This is a genomic window from Paraburkholderia sp. SIMBA_027 (genome assembly GCF_046535315.1).
Lineage (GTDB): Bacteria > Pseudomonadota > Gammaproteobacteria > Burkholderiales > Burkholderiaceae > Paraburkholderia > Paraburkholderia tropica.
In genome coordinates, this window is the sequence record NZ_JAWRWY010000005.1 from 436,466 (window position 1) to 451,354 (window position 14,889).

Annotated in this window: 15 protein-coding genes and 2 tRNA genes; 8 read left to right on the forward strand and 9 right to left on the reverse strand. The window is 63.3% G+C overall.

Translation table 11 applies throughout. The annotated features are described in order from the left end of the window. Window positions 1-14: 14 nt before the first annotated feature. Genes hemW through rph form a run of 3 tightly spaced genes read right to left on the reverse strand, consistent with a single transcriptional unit; the run spans window position 15 to window position 2,618 of the window. A complete protein-coding gene (gene hemW / locus SB764_RS12375) occupies window positions 15-1,184 on the reverse strand; it encodes a radical SAM family heme chaperone HemW (RefSeq protein WP_124260805.1) in 1,170 nt (389 codons plus the stop codon). A gap of 44 nt (window positions 1,185-1,228) precedes the next feature. Next, a complete protein-coding gene (gene rdgB / locus SB764_RS12380) occupies window positions 1,229-1,885 on the reverse strand; it encodes an RdgB/HAM1 family non-canonical purine NTP pyrophosphatase (RefSeq protein ID WP_124260778.1) in 657 nt (218 codons plus the stop codon). After that, on the reverse strand, window positions 1,878-2,618 hold the full coding sequence (gene rph, locus SB764_RS12385; RefSeq protein WP_065058189.1) for a ribonuclease PH: 741 nt from the start codon (window positions 2,616-2,618) through the stop codon (window positions 1,878-1,880). The genes rdgB and rph overlap by 8 nt, the downstream gene beginning before the upstream one ends. Before the next feature lie 305 nt (window positions 2,619-2,923). On the opposite strand from rph, the gene SB764_RS12390 reads away from it, so the two are divergent. From SB764_RS12390 to SB764_RS12410, 5 genes are all read left to right on the forward strand, one after another. Next, window positions 2,924-3,859: a YicC/YloC family endoribonuclease gene (locus tag SB764_RS12390; protein WP_065058190.1), complete on the forward strand. Its 936-nt coding sequence runs from the start codon at window positions 2,924-2,926 to the stop codon at window positions 3,857-3,859. A gap of 83 nt (window positions 3,860-3,942) precedes the next feature. Beyond that, window positions 3,943-4,656, forward strand: coding sequence for a guanylate kinase (gene gmk / locus SB764_RS12395; protein WP_065058191.1), 714 nt, complete (start codon window positions 3,943-3,945; stop codon window positions 4,654-4,656). 39 nt (window positions 4,657-4,695) lie between these two features. Further along, window positions 4,696-4,899, forward strand: coding sequence for a DNA-directed RNA polymerase subunit omega (gene rpoZ / locus SB764_RS12400; protein ID WP_006400783.1), 204 nt, complete (start codon window positions 4,696-4,698; stop codon window positions 4,897-4,899). A gap of 140 nt (window positions 4,900-5,039) precedes the next feature. Continuing rightward, window positions 5,040-7,406 (forward strand): RelA/SpoT family protein, encoded by a 2,367-nt coding sequence (locus tag SB764_RS12405; RefSeq protein WP_065058192.1) that lies wholly within the window; start codon window positions 5,040-5,042, stop codon window positions 7,404-7,406. 211 nt (window positions 7,407-7,617) lie between these two features. Continuing rightward, window positions 7,618-8,106 carry a phage protein NinX family protein gene (locus SB764_RS12410; protein WP_065058193.1) on the forward strand — a complete coding sequence of 163 codons (489 nt, stop codon included), beginning with the start codon at window positions 7,618-7,620 and terminating at the stop codon, window positions 8,104-8,106. A gap of 91 nt (window positions 8,107-8,197) precedes the next feature. On the opposite strand, the gene SB764_RS12415 is transcribed toward SB764_RS12410, so the two are convergent. Continuing rightward, window positions 8,198-8,274, reverse strand: a tRNA-Arg gene (locus SB764_RS12415). A 75-nt stretch (window positions 8,275-8,349) separates the two neighbouring features. Then, window positions 8,350-8,426: transfer RNA gene (locus SB764_RS12420), tRNA-Arg, on the reverse strand. Window positions 8,427-8,621: 195 nt separating this feature from the next. Here SB764_RS12420 and greB point away from each other — a divergent pair. Continuing rightward, window positions 8,622-9,182, forward strand: coding sequence for a transcription elongation factor GreB (greB, locus tag SB764_RS12425; RefSeq protein WP_065058195.1), 561 nt, complete (start codon window positions 8,622-8,624; stop codon window positions 9,180-9,182). Window positions 9,183-9,283: 101 nt separating this feature from the next. On the opposite strand, the gene SB764_RS12430 is transcribed toward greB, so the two are convergent. Both SB764_RS12430 and SB764_RS12435 read right to left on the reverse strand, forming a co-directional pair. Then, window positions 9,284-10,432 carry a porin gene (locus tag SB764_RS12430; RefSeq protein WP_065058196.1) on the reverse strand — a complete coding sequence of 383 codons (1,149 nt, stop codon included), beginning with the start codon at window positions 10,430-10,432 and terminating at the stop codon, window positions 9,284-9,286. 565 nt (window positions 10,433-10,997) lie between these two features. Beyond that, window positions 10,998-11,201 carry a hypothetical protein gene (locus tag SB764_RS12435; RefSeq protein WP_110327993.1) on the reverse strand — a complete coding sequence of 68 codons (204 nt, stop codon included), beginning with the start codon at window positions 11,199-11,201 and terminating at the stop codon, window positions 10,998-11,000. A 402-nt stretch (window positions 11,202-11,603) separates the two neighbouring features. Between SB764_RS12435 and SB764_RS12440 the strand changes: the two genes are divergently transcribed. Continuing rightward, the gene (locus SB764_RS12440) at window positions 11,604-11,807 is read left to right on the forward strand and encodes a cold-shock protein (RefSeq protein ID WP_065058198.1); all 204 of its coding nucleotides are present in this window, start codon (window positions 11,604-11,606) and stop codon (window positions 11,805-11,807) included. Between the two features lie 311 nt (window positions 11,808-12,118). Continuing rightward, window positions 12,119-13,288: a 3'-5' exonuclease family protein gene (locus SB764_RS12445; protein WP_074983939.1), complete on the forward strand. Its 1,170-nt coding sequence runs from the start codon at window positions 12,119-12,121 to the stop codon at window positions 13,286-13,288. 2 nt (window positions 13,289-13,290) lie between these two features. Here the strand turns inward: SB764_RS12445 and SB764_RS12450 are convergent, their stop codons facing one another. Beyond that, window positions 13,291-13,881, reverse strand: coding sequence for a chorismate mutase (locus SB764_RS12450; protein ID WP_110327972.1), 591 nt, complete (start codon window positions 13,879-13,881; stop codon window positions 13,291-13,293). 373 nt (window positions 13,882-14,254) lie between these two features. Continuing rightward, window positions 14,255-14,404, reverse strand: a complete 150-nt coding sequence (locus tag SB764_RS12455) for a hypothetical protein (protein WP_167371414.1) — start codon at window positions 14,402-14,404, stop codon at window positions 14,255-14,257. Window positions 14,405-14,889 lie beyond the last annotated feature (485 nt).

Consider the following 14,889-nt stretch of genomic DNA (forward strand, 5'->3'; position numbering starts at 1 on the left):
TGCGCCTCGAAACGTCAGGACGGGTCCTTGAGAAACAGCTCCTGCAGATCGTTGAGAAAGCGCTGACCCAGCTCGGTCGGCACGATCTTCTCGTAATCGCGCGTGATCAGGCCGCGTTTTTCCGCTTCCTGCAATTGCGGCTCGATCGTCGTGATCGGCAAACCCGTGCGTTCGATGAAGCGATGCACCGGAAAGCCTTCCACGAGCCGCAGCGCGTTGAGCATGAACTCGAACGGCAGATCGCGCGCGCTCACCTCATGCTCTTCCTGCACCGGCGAGCCCGCGCGCGCCTGCTCGATGAAGGTCGACGGATGCTTGTAACGCACCTGCCGCACGATGCGGTTCGGAAACGACAGCTTCGTATGCGCGCCCGCGCCGATGCCGAGGTAATCGCCGAAACGCCAGTAGTTCAGGTTGTGGCGGCTCTGATGTCCGGGCTGTGCGTACGCCGACACTTCATAGCGCCCAAAACCCGCCTCGGCCGTGCGCGCGTGAATCCATTCCTGCATGTCCGCCGACTGGTCGTCGTCGGGCAGGGTGGGCGGAAACTTCGCGAACAGCGTGTTCGGTTCGAGCGTGAGGTGATAGAGCGACAGATGCGGCGGCTTGAACGCGAGCGCCGTTTCGATATCGGTCTGACATTCGGCGAGCGTCTGCTGCGGCAGCGCGAACATCAGGTCGAGATTGAAGTTGTCGAAGGTCTTCGCCGCGACTTCCACCGCGTGACGCGCCTGCGCCGCGTCGTGAATGCGCCCGAGCGCCTTCAGATGCGCTTCGTTGAAGCTCTGGATGCCGACCGACAGCCGGTTCACGCCGCTCGCGCGGAACTGCGCGAACTTGTCGGCCTCGAACGTGCCCGGATTCGCTTCGAGCGTGATTTCGGCGTCGGCGTCGAGCGGCAGCAGCGCGCGCACGTCGGAGAGCAGGCGGTCGAGCCCTTTCGCCGAGAGCAGGCTCGGCGTGCCGCCGCCGATGAAGATCGTGTGCACCTGGCGGCCCCAGACGAGCGGCAGCGCCTGTTCGAGATCGGTGCGCAGCGCGTCGAGGTAATCGTCCTCGGGAAAGCGATCGCCTTTCCATTCGTGCGAGTTGAAATCGCAGTACGGACACTTGCGCACGCACCACGGGAAATGCACGTAAAGCGAAAGCGGCGGCAGCGACGTGAGGCGGATGCTGCCCGGCATCGTGAACGACTTCACGACTTCGATGCCGATGCGGTGCTGCTGGCTCACGCTAGCTCCTCGAGGCGCGCGAGCAGGGCGCGCAAGGCGATCGCGCGATGGCTCGACGCGTTCTTGAGCGCAGGATCGAGTTCGGCGGCGGTGGCTTCGAGGCCCGCGATGTAGAAGTGCGGGTCGTAGCCGAAGCCGTTGTCGCCGCGCGGCGTGTCGATGACTTCGCCGTGCCAGCGGCCTTCGGCGATCAGCGGTTCGGGGTCGTCGGCGTGGCGCACGAGGGCGAGCACGCAGTAGTAATACGCGCGGCGGTCGGCGTGTTGCTGCAGATTCGCGACGAGCAGGGCGTTGTTCGCGGTGTCGCTTTTCTCGCCGCCCGCGCGCTGTGCGTAGCGCGCCGAATACACGCCCGGCGCGCCGCCGAGGGCGCGCACGCAGAGGCCGGAATCGTCGGCGATCGCGGGCAGGCCGGTGAGTTTCGCGGCGTGACGCGCCTTGGCGAGCGCGTTTTCGACGAAGGTGACGTGCGGCTCTTCGGCCTCGGGCACGCCGAGCTCGCCTTGCGTCACGAGTTCGATGCCCGCCGCGCCGAGCAGCGCCGCGAATTCGCGCAGCTTGCCGGCGTTGTTCGAGGCCAGCACGACGCGGCCCGACAAGGCGCTCTGGGCGGCGTTGGGCGCTGCATTAGCCGTGTCAGCCGTATCAGCCATGCGCGATCTCCAGCGCGGCCTTTTGCTTCTCGATCAGCGTGCGGATGCCGCCTTGCGCGAGGTCGAGCAGCGCGTTGAGTTCGTCGCGCGAGAACGGCGCGCCTTCGGCCGTGCCCTGCACTTCGACCATGCCGCCCGAGCCCGTCATGACGACGTTCATGTCGGTGTCGCATTGCGAGTCTTCGGCGTAGTCGAGGTCGAGCACGGGCACGCCTTCGTAGACGCCCACCGAGATCGCCGCCACGTAGTCGGTGATCGGCGAGCGCTCGATGCGGCCGGTCGCGAGCAGTTTCGAGACGGCGTCGTGCGCCGCGACGAACGCGCCCGTGATGGCGGCCGTGCGGGTGCCGCCGTCGGCTTGCAGCACGTCGCAATCGAGGTTGATGGTGCGTGCGCCGAGCGCTTCGAGATCGAACACCGCGCGCATCGCGCGGCCGATCAGGCGCTGGATTTCCTGGGTGCGGCCCGTCTGCTTGCCGCGCGCGGCTTCGCGGTCGCTGCGCGTGTGCGTGGCGCGCGGCAGCATGCCGTATTCGGCGGTGAGCCAGCCCTGGCCCTTGTCGCGCAGGAACGGCGGCACGCTCTCCGAGACGCTCGCGGTGCACAGCACCTTGGTGTCGCCGAATTCAACGAGCACCGACCCTTCGGCGTACTTCGTGAAATGGCGGGTGATGCGGACGTCGCGAAGCTGGTCGGCGGCGCGGCCGGAGGGGCGCTGGATGGATTGGGTCATCGTCGGGCGTGCGGGGGCACGGCAAAGGAGGGGGAAACCGCAATTTTAGCGCCTTCGCACGGTGGGCGCGGCGCGTGGGTTGCGGCCCGGCGCGGGGGCTTGCGCGCCGCGCGCCGCCGGGGCCGGCCGGCGCGCCGCCCGGCGGGGCTTGCCGAACGGGCGGGCGAGCCGCCAAAAATGGGATAATGGCGAATCCCCGCCCCGCGTCATCGATTGCACGAGTCCACGCCGGGCGCCTCGATTTTTCCTCGCCGTGAGCCGCGCCCGCAACCGGCGCGCCGCATGGCTTTTACGCGAGACGAACCATGATCTACAGCATGACCGGCTATGCCAGCGCCACGCGCGAACTGGTGGCGGCATCGGGCACTGGCGGCGCCAGCGTGTCCGTCGAACTGCGCACTGTGAATTCGCGCTTCCTCGACCTGAATTTCCGCATGCCGGAAGACGTGCGCGTCGTCGAGCCGACGCTGCGCGAAATGCTGATGCAGAAGCTCTCGCGCGGCAAGGTCGATATCCGCATCAACATCCAGCGCAGCGAGCAGGGCGCCAACGCCGGCGCGCTCAACCGCGACGCGCTCGAACAGCTCGCCTCGCTCGAACGCGCGGTGCTCGACGCGTTTCCCGACTCGGGCCGTCTGCGTACCGGCGAGATTCTGCGCTGGCCCGGCGTGCTCGCGGAAAGCGGCGTTGCGCCCGAAGTGCTGCGCGACGCGGTGCTCGGTTGCGGCAAGCAGGCCATCGCCGACCTGATCGACGTGCGCGGCCGCGAAGGCGCGCAACTCGCGAACATGCTGCTTGCCAACGTCGCCGAGATGGAAACGATCGTCGCGAAGATCACGCCGCTCGTGCCGGAACTGATCGTCAAGCATCAGCAGAAGATCGTCGAACGTCTGCAGGAAGCGCTCGGCATCGCCGCGCCGGACACGAACGGCAACGGCAATATCGGCAGCGTGTCGCGCGAGGAAGTCGCCGAACGCATCCGTCAGGAAGTGACGATGTACGGCATCCGCATCGACATCACCGAAGAACTCTCGCGCCTGTCCGCGCATCTCTCCGAAACGCGTCACGTGATCGAGAAGGGCGGCCGTGTCGGCAAGCGTCTCGACTTCATGATGCAGGAGCTGAACCGCGAAGCGAACACGCTCGGTTCGAAGGCCGCGGCCAAGGAACTCGCCGACGCCTCGATGACGCTCAAGCTGCTCATCGAGCAGATGCGCGAGCAGGTGCAGAACCTCGAATAAGCGCGCGCGGCAACGCGCGCAAGCACACGTAGCAACACGCGGAAATACGCAGAAACACAGCGGTAAAACAGGAAGCAACGAACATGACCGACCAGACCAGCGGCGCCGGTGCGCACAAGTCCGAAACGAAGCCGCGCAATCCGTACGCGGGCGTTTATCCGGGCAATCTCTTCATGGTGGTCGCGCCGTCGGGCGCGGGCAAATCCACGCTCGTGAACGCGCTGCTCGCCGAAGACAGCGCGATCTGTCTGTCGATTTCGTACACGACGCGCGCGCCGCGTTCGAAGGAGCGCGACGGCGAGCACTATCACTTCACGACCGTCGACGATTTTCTGTCGCGTCACGCGCAAGGCGAGTTTCTCGAGAGCGCGGAAGTGCATGGCAACTACTACGCGACGTCGCGCGTGTGGATCGAAGACCAGATGAAGATCGGCCATGACGTGCTGCTCGAAATCGACTGGCAAGGCGCGCAGCAGGTGAAGAAGCAATTCCGCAACGCCGTGGAAATCTTCATCCTGCCGCCGTCGCTCGATGCGCTCGCGGACCGTCTGCGCAAGCGCGGCGAGGACGAGCCCAACGTCATCACGCGACGCCTGCTGGCGGCCGGCAGCGAGATGGCGCACGCGAGCGAAGCGGAGTATGTCGTCATCAACGAAAACTTCGATCGCGCGCTGCAGGAGCTGCGTAACATCGTGAGCGCGACGCGTCTGCGCTTCACGTCGCAATACGCGCGGCACACCGAGCTCTTCGTCGAGCTCGGTATCCATCAGCCGCAGCCCGGCGCATCGGGCACATAAGGTAGAATAAGAACCTGTGAGAATGAGAAGGAACCCGACATGGCCCGCATCACCGTCGAAGATTGTCTGAAACAGATTCCGAACCGTTTCGAACTGGCGCTTGCCGCAACGTATCGCGCACGTCAGCTCGCCCAAGGCCACACGCCGAAGATCGAAAGCCGCGACAAGCCGACCGTCGTCGCGCTGCGCGAGATCGCGGCAGGCCAGGTGGGTCTGGAAATGCTGAAAAAGGTGCCCGTTTAACGGCGCCTTGCTGTATCCGTTGTGCCTGCCGTATTTGTCGTATCTGCCGTACCCATAGTCGTGTAATTCGTGCCGGGCGGCGTTTGCCGGGCATTGCATCTCGCGCAACCGCTAACGCCTGACCTGAAACGGAGGGGAACATGAGCACTACGCCCTCGCCGGCCACCGACGTGGACCAGGAAGCGGAAACCGCGAACCCCGCGCGCAATTACATCGACGCGGTTCTCGAACAGTCGTTTCGTCATCTGTTCGGACCGACCGCTACACCGGAACAACCCCGCAAACACGGGGTCGTCTCCATCGCCAATCTGACCGCGGCGCTTTCCGGTTACCTCACCCCTGAGGAAATCAAGGAAGTCAAAGCGGCGTTTCACTTCAGCGACGAAGCCCACCTCGGGCAATATCGTCAGAGTGGCGAACCCTACATCACGCATCCCGTCGCCGTCGCGGAAATCTGCGCCGGCTGGAAGCTCGACGCCCAGGCTATTCAGGCGGCGCTGCTTCACGACGTGATCGAAGACCAGGGCGTGACCAAGGCGGAGATCGCCGAGCGCTTCGGCGCCAAGGTCGCGGAACTGGTCGACGGCCTCTCGAAACTCGACAAGATGGAGTTTCGTAATCGCGAGGAAGCGCAGGCGGAAAACTTCCGCAAGATGCTGCTCGCGATGGCGCGCGACGTGCGCGTGATTCTCGTGAAGCTCGCCGACCGGCTGCACAACATGCGCACGCTGGGCGCGGTGCCGCCCGAAAAGCGCCGCCGCGTGGCGCGCGAGACCATCGACATCTACGCGCCCATCGCGCACCGGCTCGGCCTGAACAACACGTATCGCGAGTTGCAGGATCTGAGCTTCCAGAACTTCAACCCGAATCGCTACGCCACGCTCGAGAAAGCCGTCAAGGCCGCGCGCGGCAACCGGCGCGAAGTGGTGAGCAAGATTCTGGAGGCGGTGCAGCGCGCGCTCGGCGACGCGAAGCTCGACGCCGAAGTCACCGGCCGCGAGAAGACCATCTTCAGCATCTACAAGAAGATGCGCGACAAGCAGTTGTCGTTCTCGCAGGTGCTCGACGTGTACGGCTTCCGCGTGGTCGTGGAGTCGGCGCTCGAATGCTATACCTGCATCGGCGCGCTGCATGCGCTCTACAAGCCGGTGCCTGGCAAGTTCAAGGACTACATCGCCATTCCGAAGGTGAATGGCTATCAGTCCCTGCACACGACGCTCGTGGGCCCGTTCGGCGCGCCCATCGAGTTCCAGGTGCGCACGCGCAAGATGCACGAGATCGCCGAAGCAGGCGTGGCCGCGCACTGGCTCTACAAGAACGGCGGCGCCGACTTGAACGACGTGCAAAAGCGCGCGCATCAGTGGCTCAAGTCGCTGCTCGACATCCAGAGCGAGGCGGGCGATTCGAGCGAGTTCCTCGAGCACGTCAAGATCGACCTGTTCCCGGACGCCGTCTACGTCTTCACGCCGAAGTCGAAGATCATGGCGCTGCCGCGCGGCGCCACGGCGCTCGACTTCGCGTATTCGATCCACAGCGACCTGGGCAACCAGTGCGTCGCCGTGAAGATCAACAACGAGCTGCTGCCGCTGCGCACCGAGCTCAAGAGCGGCGACATCGTCGAAGTGATCACCGCGCCGTATTCGAAGCCGAATCCCGCGTGGCTCGGTTTCGTGCGCACCGGCAAGGCGCGCTCGGCGATCCGTCACTATCTGAAGACGATGCGGCTCACGGAGTCCGTGCAGCTCGGCGAGCGTCTCGTCGACCAGGCGCTCAAGGGCTACGGCTACCAGCTTTCGGAAATCACGCCGGAAGTGTGGGAAAAGCTCGTGCAGTGGACCGGCAACAAGAATCGCCAGGAAATTTTCGCGGATATCGGTCTCGGCCGGCGCGTCGCCGCGGTCATGGCCAAGCGCATCGAAGTGCTGGTAACAGGCCTCGACGCCGACGACGACGACCATCACCATGCGCCGCGCGATCCGAACGCGCCGCATGCGCCGCCCGTGGTCATCACCGGCACCGAAGGCATGTCCGTGCAGCTCTCGGCCTGCTGCCGTCCGATTCCGGGCGACGACATCATGGGCTACATCGGCATCGGGCTCGGCATGGCGATCCATACGACCGACTGCCGTGTGGCGCAGCGCATTCATCGACGCGATCCGGGCCGCTGGATCGACGTCGCGTGGGCGCCGCAGCCTGGCCGTCTGTTCGACGTCGCCGTGAAGGTGCTCGTGAAGAACACCAAGGGCGTGTTCGCGCGCGTGGCCGCCGACATCACGTCCGCCGACGCCAACATCGTGCATATCGCCATGGACGACGATCTCGCGCAGGAGTCGAACATGCTGCGCTTCGTGATCCAGGTGAGCGACCGCGTGCATCTCGCGAACGTCATGCGCCGCGTGCGGACGAATCCCGACGTGATGCGCATCACGCGCGAGCGGCCGAGCGACGAAGGGCATCATCGCCACGACGGCGGCATGCGCATCGACCGCGAACGCGCCGATTACTGACGTCGACGCTCGATAGTCGATAGTGGCTTCAGGCGCGCCGTTGACCCGGCGCGTCGCCGGCAGGCACCGGTCGCTGCATGGGCCGCCATCTTCGTGACGCCCGAGCGGCTCCGCCTCACAGCAGTTTCTCTTCGGCCCGGCTTTCTGCGGCCCGCCGGCGCGGCTCAGTCGCGCCGCCTCGAACCTCTTCAACCGGAAGCGAGGACACGCCATGAACGTAGCTGATCTCACCGGCCTCGCGCTCGACTACTGGGTGGCGCGCAGCCTGCCCGACTTCGTGCGCGAGATTTATTTCACCGACAGCGGCGAGACCGTCGCGGTGCGCGGAAACGACCGTGGCCGCGCCTGGGACGGGCGCTTCGAGCCGTCGACATCCTGGGAAGCCGCGGGCGTCGTGCTGGACCGCGCGCAGCGTCTGGAAGTGCGCGAACACCGGGACGGCGAGGCGGTGATCTGCGTGGCGGAGTTCGTCGGCAGCCATCGCACCGCCGAAGCGCAAGGCGCTACGATGCGCGAGGCGCTGCTGCGGGCGTTCGTGACCAGCCGTTTCGGCGACGAGGTGGAAGCGATGCTGCGCCAGCCGCAGTCGCTCTCCGGCATGCAGATGGAGCTGACGTCCGAGCCGGCCAATGTGGGCGACACAGAGGATTTGCCGAGCCCGGACGGACAGATCGGCGATATCGGCGCGCAGCCGCGTTAGCGATTCGCGGTGAGAGAGCAGGGAAGGCGCCGCATGAAAACGGCGCTACAAAGACAAAGGGCCTTCCCGGTAAGGAAGGCCCTTCGAAAGGTGGTGCGGCTGGCAGGATTCGAACCCACGACCCCTTGGTTCGTAGCCAAGTACTCTATCCAACTGAGCTACAGCCGCACGCTAAAACGATACTATTTACTGCAGTGTTACTGGAGATTTGCAAGTTACATCTGATGCAAAACCCTGAAAAGGTGGCGCGGCTGGCAGGATTCGAACCCACGACCCCTTGGTTCGTAGCCAAGTACTCTATCCAACTGAGCTACAGCCGCACACAGAAACGAGATTATAGCAACGATTTCGAAAAAAGGAAGCCCCCTATCGCAATTTGTTTGAAGATCCGCGTCGGGTACCGCATCGTGTACCCTGAGGGCGGGGCCGCAGCGTCATGCGCGCGGCGTTCCGTGACCTTCGCGGCAGTGAGCAGACGTGTCAGTGCAGCAGCGTATCGAACGTATCGAACCATCATGAACAAGGCCTTTGTCAAAGAATCGACCGACGACGACGACGATCTCGAAGCCGGTCATCCCGAGATCCCCGCCGGGACCAAGAACTACATGACGCCCGCGGGCTATCAGCGCATGCGCAGCGAACTGCTGCACCTGCTCGATGAGGCGCGGCCGGAAGTCGTCAAGCTGGTCTCGTGGGCGGCGTCGAACGGCGACCGCTCGGAAAATGGCGACTACATCTACGGCAAGCGCAGGCTGCGCGAGATCGACCGGCGTATCCGCTTCCTGACCAAGCGGCTCGATCTGGCCGAGGTGGTCGACAGCAGCCGTCAGGAGAGCGTCGATCAGGTGTTCTTCGGCGCGACGGTCGAGTACGGCACCGAGGACGGCGAGGCGCATACGATCACGATCGTCGGGGTCGACGAGATCGATCTGGATCGCGGCCACGTGAGCTGGATTTCGCCGATCGCGCGCGCCTTGCTGAAGGCGAAGATCGGCGATCAGGTGACCTTGCATACGCCCACGGGCCCCGAGTCCATCGACGTGCTGGACGTGCGCTATCCCGCGCCCGGCGCCTGAGCGCAGCATCGCCGCGCACGCGGCGCGGTAAACGAAAAAAAGGCGCCCGAGGGCGCCTTTTTCAGCTGCACAGCTGGCCGGAAGGGCCAGCGGCGTGAAGCTTAGAAGCGGTGACGCATACCAACCGTCACAGCGATCTGGTCTTGACGGGTCGAAGCCGAACCCAGACCGTTCAGGTAAGCGCCGACGCCGGTCGACGTGTCCGACACGTGTTGCCAGTCGCCTTGCAGGTAGACGTCCGTACGCTTCGACAGTGCGTAGTCCGACTGCAGAGCAACCGTGTTGTAGTTCGGGTTGACGCCGCCGCCGAAGCTTGCGCGGGTGTACGTGTACGCGCCAGCCAGGCTCAGGGCCGGGGTCAGAGCGTAACGGACGTTGCCTTCAAAGTTCTGGAAGCGTGCGCTGTCAGCACCGAAGCCGATGCCGCCGTTGTGACCCGATTGCGTAGCCGAGATGCCAACTGCGTTGCCCAGTTGCGTCTGCGTGTACACGAAGCCAGCCGTTGCCGGACCGAACGTGTAGTTCACGCCGCCGCCGAACGTACGCTGACGGCCGGCTGCGAACGTGTATTCACCCGTTTGCGCGCCCGAGTTCGTTGCAGCCTGTTGCAGGTTGTTGACGTCGTTGTTCAGCTGCAGGTAGCCAGCTGCGACGTTCAGGCCGCCCCAGTTGTACGATGCGCCGAAGCTGTACGCACGGTTGTTCGCGAATTCGGTGCTGTTCGAGAACGAGTACGTGCCGCCGAACTTGAAGCCAGCGTAGTTCACGCTGCTGTACTTGATCGTGTTGTTGAAACGGATCGAGTTGTTCAGGTTGTCGTTGTCATACGGGTGAGCAGCGATCGTGCCGCCGTATTGCGTACCCGTGTTCGACAGCGGTGCCAGGTAGTCGACGACGGAGTCGTACTGGCGACCGAGGGTGACAGCACCGAACTGGTTGCTTGCCAGACCGACGAATGCTTGACGGCCGAACATGCGGCTCGACTGACCAGCCGCGCCGTTCATGATGTTGAAGCCGCTTTCCAACGTGAAGATTGCCTTCAGACCGCCACCGAGGTCTTCCGAACCACGCAGGCCCCAACGGCTACCGTTGACGGTGCCGCTCGAAGCCTTCCACAGGCTGTGACCGCCCGAGTTGTTCGCGTAGGTGACGCCGGCGTCGATCAGGCCGTACAGCGTGACGCTGCTTTGAGCGTGCGCTGCCGTTGCAAAAACGCCCGTGAGGGCCGCGACCATGAGAGTCTTTTTCATCTTTGTAAACTCCGAGAACAGAGGTGGGTTTCGTCGAACCCTGTTTGGGAAACCGTCCACGCGAATGGCAGCGAGAGGCGAACTCGCGTGGCGCGTTAATCCGTCGAAGTCGGTTTCCGGACAGGCAGAGTGTAGAGACGGTGCTCGGAAATCAGGCATTCCGATTTACGCAATAAAGTATTGCGCGATTGGAAATGGTTACCAGATCTTCGTTTGTGCCTTACTGGCTGGGGCTTTCAGAGGGATTGCAATGCGCGGGGTGAGAGTGTCAACCGAATGGCGTTGTGCGATCGCTACAACAATTGATTGCGAAAAACAACGTAAATCTCTGTCAACCGCGATTATTGCGCCCGACGTAACAGATGATTGTGTCGTGTACGGTTAATGCGTGGCCAACGCTGAGGCTATACTGAACTCGCTGCTTTCCGAAGCAGACTTTTTCGTTGACGAAAAAGATCTCCAAACCTTTGTCGGCGCGGCCATTGGCTGCGCTTTTTTTTTGCCCGCGAATAAGCAGCGGGACATTGCGCCCCGCCTGCAATCGCTTCGCGAACGTCCAACTGCCTTATTGCCGCTTTCCTTCAGGCGGCTCGGGCTGCAGACTCCAGTCTTCCATTACATAGTGCCGGGCGTCCATCGGGGAACACAGCAGGTTCTGCCAGTGATCGCCGTGCCAGGAACCATACGTCTCGAACTCGCCGGCGGTGGCCTGATCGGGACCGTCGATTTCCACGAGCCAATGAATCCAACGTCGCAATGCCGTCAGCATGATGACCTCCCTTTGCACGCTAACGGTATTCATCATGAATTCAACGTATTACCCCAACAACCGGTAAAAACACTTACGTTTGACACTAATTGTTACACTTCGGGAAATTTTCCCTGGAATTGACCGGGGCGCGATTTAGGCGGGTAAAAATGCCGCGTATCCGATAATCATTCCGCGTGCATATAATTTTTGTGCACTTTTTGATGCATGCGGGTTTATCGCGAAAACGGGAATGCTGTTATAAAAAATTCGCTTGACTGGCGATTGTCGTTCCCCGTATAACGGCACTTCTGAATTACTTCTTTAGCGCTAATTGCATTGTTGCAGGAAAAAGAAGCGATTCAGCAGGCATTCGGCGTGAGGATATAGCCCGCGTCATTAAATTTTGAGGGAAACGGAAACATGGAAACCGGTATTGTCAAATGGTTCAATGATGCAAAGGGCTTTGGCTTCATCACGTCCGACGCCGGCGGCGACGACCTGTTCGCACACTTCTCGGAAATCCGCGCAGACGGCTTCAAGTCGCTGAAGGAAAACCAGCGTGTGTCGTTCGACGTCAAGGTTGGCCCGAAGGGCAAGCAGGCTGCGAACATCCAGCCGATCTAAGCCGAGCGCGCCGCGCAAGCGGGCGTGAACCGCTTGCCGCACGAACAGGCCCTGGAGAATCCAGGGCTTTTTTGTTTTTGGCGTCACGCGCAGTCGTGAAAGTCGTAAAAGCGGCGTAATAATCTTCGGAGACCCTGCGCTTATTAATGTTGTGCGCGGGAAAACCCTGATTCAAAAAAACCGTCAATCGAAATTAAAAGAATACGGGTTCCGAAGTCCGAAGCCTGAGCCGTCCATCGGGAAGTTCAGCGCGCTTCGCCCAAACGGTGCATACTTGGGCGGATTTCTTTTTCACGTCTTACCGTTTCACCATGTCCGACACCCCTCTGAGCGCCGAACTCCCGTCCGGCGACGCCCCGCTTGTCTTCGTGGATCTCGAAACGACAGGTGGTTCCGTAGGCGAGCACCGCATCACGGAAGTCGGCGTCGTCGAGGTCAAGGATGGCGAGGCGACGCGCTGGAGTTCGCTCGTCGACCCGCAGCAGTCGATCCCGCCCTTCATCCAGCAGCTCACCGGCATCACGAATAGTATGGTGCGCGGCGCGCCGACGTTCGCCGAGATCGCGCCTGCATTGTTCGAACGGCTCGCCGGCAAGTTGTTCGTCGCGCACAACGCGAGTTTCGACCGCGGGTTTCTGCGCGCCGAATTCGAGCGCGCCGGTTTCTCGTTCAATCCCGACGTGCTGTGCACCGTGCGGCTGTCGCGCGCGCTGTTTCCGTCCGAAAAGCGCCACGGACTCGATGCGCTGGTCGAGCGTCACGCGCTCGTGCCCGCCGATCGCCACCGTGCGCTCGCCGACGCCGATCTGCTGTGGCAATTCTGGCAGCGCCTGCCGGGTCTCGTGCCCGCGCAGATGCTCGCCTCGCAGATCGACCGGCTCACGCGTCGCCACCGTCTGGCGGGCGACATCACCGACGAGTTGATCGAGACCGCGCCCGCGGGTCACGGCGTCTACGCGTTTTTCGGCGAGAACGATGCGCCGCTCTATGTGGGCCGCAGCGTGCGCGTGCGTCAGCGCGTGCGCTCGCATCTGTCGGGCGAACGCCGCTCGGCGCGCGAGCAGCGCATGGCGCAGCAGGTGCGCCGCGTCGAGTGGCAGGCGACCGGCGGCGAGATTGGCGCGTTGCTCGTGGAGGCGCGCTGGATCGCGCAGTGGCGGCCGTCGTTCAACCGCGTGCCGCGCGTGTCGAAGCAGGATCCGCTGTCCGCGCCCTGGCCGTTCGACGGCGCCGTGCTGATTGAAGAGGGCGACGTCGCGAGCGGCGCGCCGCTGTTCCATCTGATCGACCGCTGGTGCTATCTGGGCGCCGTCGCGAACGAGGGCGAAGCGGCCATGCTGTGCGCCGCGACGCGCGAGCCCGCATTCGAGCTCACGACCTGGCGCATTCTCCAGACGCGTTTCGAGCGCGGCCTGAGCGTGCTGCCGCTGCCCGTGACCTTGTCCGCACCCATCGACGACGGGCTGACGACACCCGTCTGACGTTACGCCGTGCCGCCCACGCCGCCCGTCTCGCAGACGTGGCCGAGCGCGTGCGTCATGGCGTCGGCGCGCGTGGAGTCATAGCGCGTCAATTCCTTCCAGTTCGCCACCGCGCGCGCGACGCGCGCGGGACAGTCGTCCGCCATGCGCGTCGACTGTGCACGGGCGAGCGCGCCGATCAATTGTCCCGTCAGCCGATCGAGTTGCGGGCGCGTGACCGTCGCGAGATCGGGCGCCGGATCGGCGGGTGGCTGCGACGAACGCCACGTCGCGAAGAGTGCGTTCTGCACTTCGGTGCTCGCGTCGATCTGATCGCGGAAGAAATCGCGCGCGAATGCCGGATCGACGCCGGCCGCTGCGGCGCGTTTCTGGACGTCGGCGAGCAGGGCGTTTTCGCGCGGCGTATCGGTGATCGCCTTGTGATTGATCCACTTCCAGTGCGCGACCGGTTCGGCGAGCGCGAGACGCTGCGAAACCAGCGCGACGAGATTCGTGAGCGGGGTGTCGTCGCCATCGGCATGCGCCGAGACGGCGGGGAAGGCGAAGAGGAGTGCGGCGGCGCAGGACGCGAGTGCGCGAAGGCGGAGAGTCATTGCACGAAGCGGCCGGCTGGCCGAAGAGGAAAAGTAAAGGCGAAGGATAGCCGGTTGTGGGCGCCGTGCCCGTAATGGCGATGAGGAAATGGCTCGACGCAGGCGCGTTGCCCGCGATGGATTCGGCACTCAGGCGCCAATCCGATGTGCAATCAGAGCGATGCAGAGCGGTACAGAGTGGTACAAGCAGAGCGCAAACACCCCCGCCGCGCGGGCATATCACGCGCGTGCAGCTTGTTTGGTCAGCGAGCGCCCAGCGCGATGCGCGCGCTGCGATTGCTCGCGGCGCTGCACTGAGTCTGCGATTCGCACGCGCGAGCGTCAAACGGGCCGGTCCATCTATCCGTTTGCGTCGCGCGACTGCGCGTCCCCGTCACTTCTGTTCGTGTGCCTTACGCTGCTCGTCGAGAAATGCGCGCACGTGGGCGGGCAATTCATCGCCGAGAAACTCGACAGCCACCGGTTCCGGATCCGGGCTGAAAACTTGGTCCGGGGTCGGAAGCTTTGGCGGTTTGGCGTCCATGATCTTTCTCCTATGTAAGCCGATTATCCGACTCGGCCCTTCAGTCACGCTAGTGCTCCCCAGCGCAAAGGTCCTTTTACGATCTGTCTGTTGCTTTCTTCGCACAGCGATCGATTTTATTGAGCGCGCAGGAATATAATTCTTCGGATTCCTCGTCTATTTTCCTGCGTCGCCCGCATTCGGCCTCGCATTCTGCTTTTTAGCCGACGAATACCCGTGTCCGAATGCAAGAGGGGCGCCCTCAGCCTCGCCAATCCCGCGCCAGGCGGGCGTTCTGGCTGACACGGTGCGGTGCTCGCCGGGTCATGCTCTCGCGGTAAACCCCCATCTCTCTACAACGGTCGATTATGTACGTCCGTTGACGCGAAATCTTTAAATACATTTAAAACTCTGTAAGCGATCGTTTCTATCCAGTCTGTCGATTAATGACTCGCTGGAAGCGCTTTCCGGACGCATTTATTGAGCAAACGCGCATGAATAAACGT

What these genes read in the sequence shown, in the direction of transcription:
- SB764_RS12435 (WP_110327993.1), bottom strand. Translation starts at nt 11,201, where the DNA reads ATGCTGACGGCATTGCGACGTTGGATTCATTGGCTCGTGGAAATCGAC.
- SB764_RS12430 (WP_065058196.1), bottom strand. Translation starts at nt 10,432, where the DNA reads ATGAAAAAGACTCTCATGGTCGCGGCCCTCACGGGCGTTTTTGCAACG.
- SB764_RS12390 (WP_065058190.1), top strand. Translation starts at nt 2,924, where the DNA reads ATGATCTACAGCATGACCGGCTATGCCAGCGCCACGCGCGAACTGGTG.
- SB764_RS12405 (WP_065058192.1), top strand. Translation starts at nt 5,040, where the DNA reads ATGAGCACTACGCCCTCGCCGGCCACCGACGTGGACCAGGAAGCGGAA.
- SB764_RS12440 (WP_065058198.1), top strand. Translation starts at nt 11,604, where the DNA reads ATGGAAACCGGTATTGTCAAATGGTTCAATGATGCAAAGGGCTTTGGC.
- rpoZ (WP_006400783.1), top strand. Translation starts at nt 4,696, where the DNA reads ATGGCCCGCATCACCGTCGAAGATTGTCTGAAACAGATTCCGAACCGT.
- gmk (WP_065058191.1), top strand. Translation starts at nt 3,943, where the DNA reads ATGACCGACCAGACCAGCGGCGCCGGTGCGCACAAGTCCGAAACGAAG.
- SB764_RS12410 (WP_065058193.1), top strand. Translation starts at nt 7,618, where the DNA reads ATGAACGTAGCTGATCTCACCGGCCTCGCGCTCGACTACTGGGTGGCG.
- SB764_RS12455 (WP_167371414.1), bottom strand. Translation starts at nt 14,404, where the DNA reads ATGGACGCCAAACCGCCAAAGCTTCCGACCCCGGACCAAGTTTTCAGC.
- rdgB (WP_124260778.1), bottom strand. Translation starts at nt 1,885, where the DNA reads ATGGCTGATACGGCTGACACGGCTAATGCAGCGCCCAACGCCGCCCAG.
- greB (WP_065058195.1), top strand. Translation starts at nt 8,622, where the DNA reads ATGAACAAGGCCTTTGTCAAAGAATCGACCGACGACGACGACGATCTC.
- SB764_RS12445 (WP_074983939.1), top strand. Translation starts at nt 12,119, where the DNA reads ATGTCCGACACCCCTCTGAGCGCCGAACTCCCGTCCGGCGACGCCCCG.
- rph (WP_065058189.1), bottom strand. Translation starts at nt 2,618, where the DNA reads ATGACCCAATCCATCCAGCGCCCCTCCGGCCGCGCCGCCGACCAGCTT.
- hemW (WP_124260805.1), bottom strand. Translation starts at nt 1,184, where the DNA reads ATGCCGGGCAGCATCCGCCTCACGTCGCTGCCGCCGCTTTCGCTTTAC.
- SB764_RS12450 (WP_110327972.1), bottom strand. Translation starts at nt 13,881, where the DNA reads ATGACTCTCCGCCTTCGCGCACTCGCGTCCTGCGCCGCCGCACTCCTC.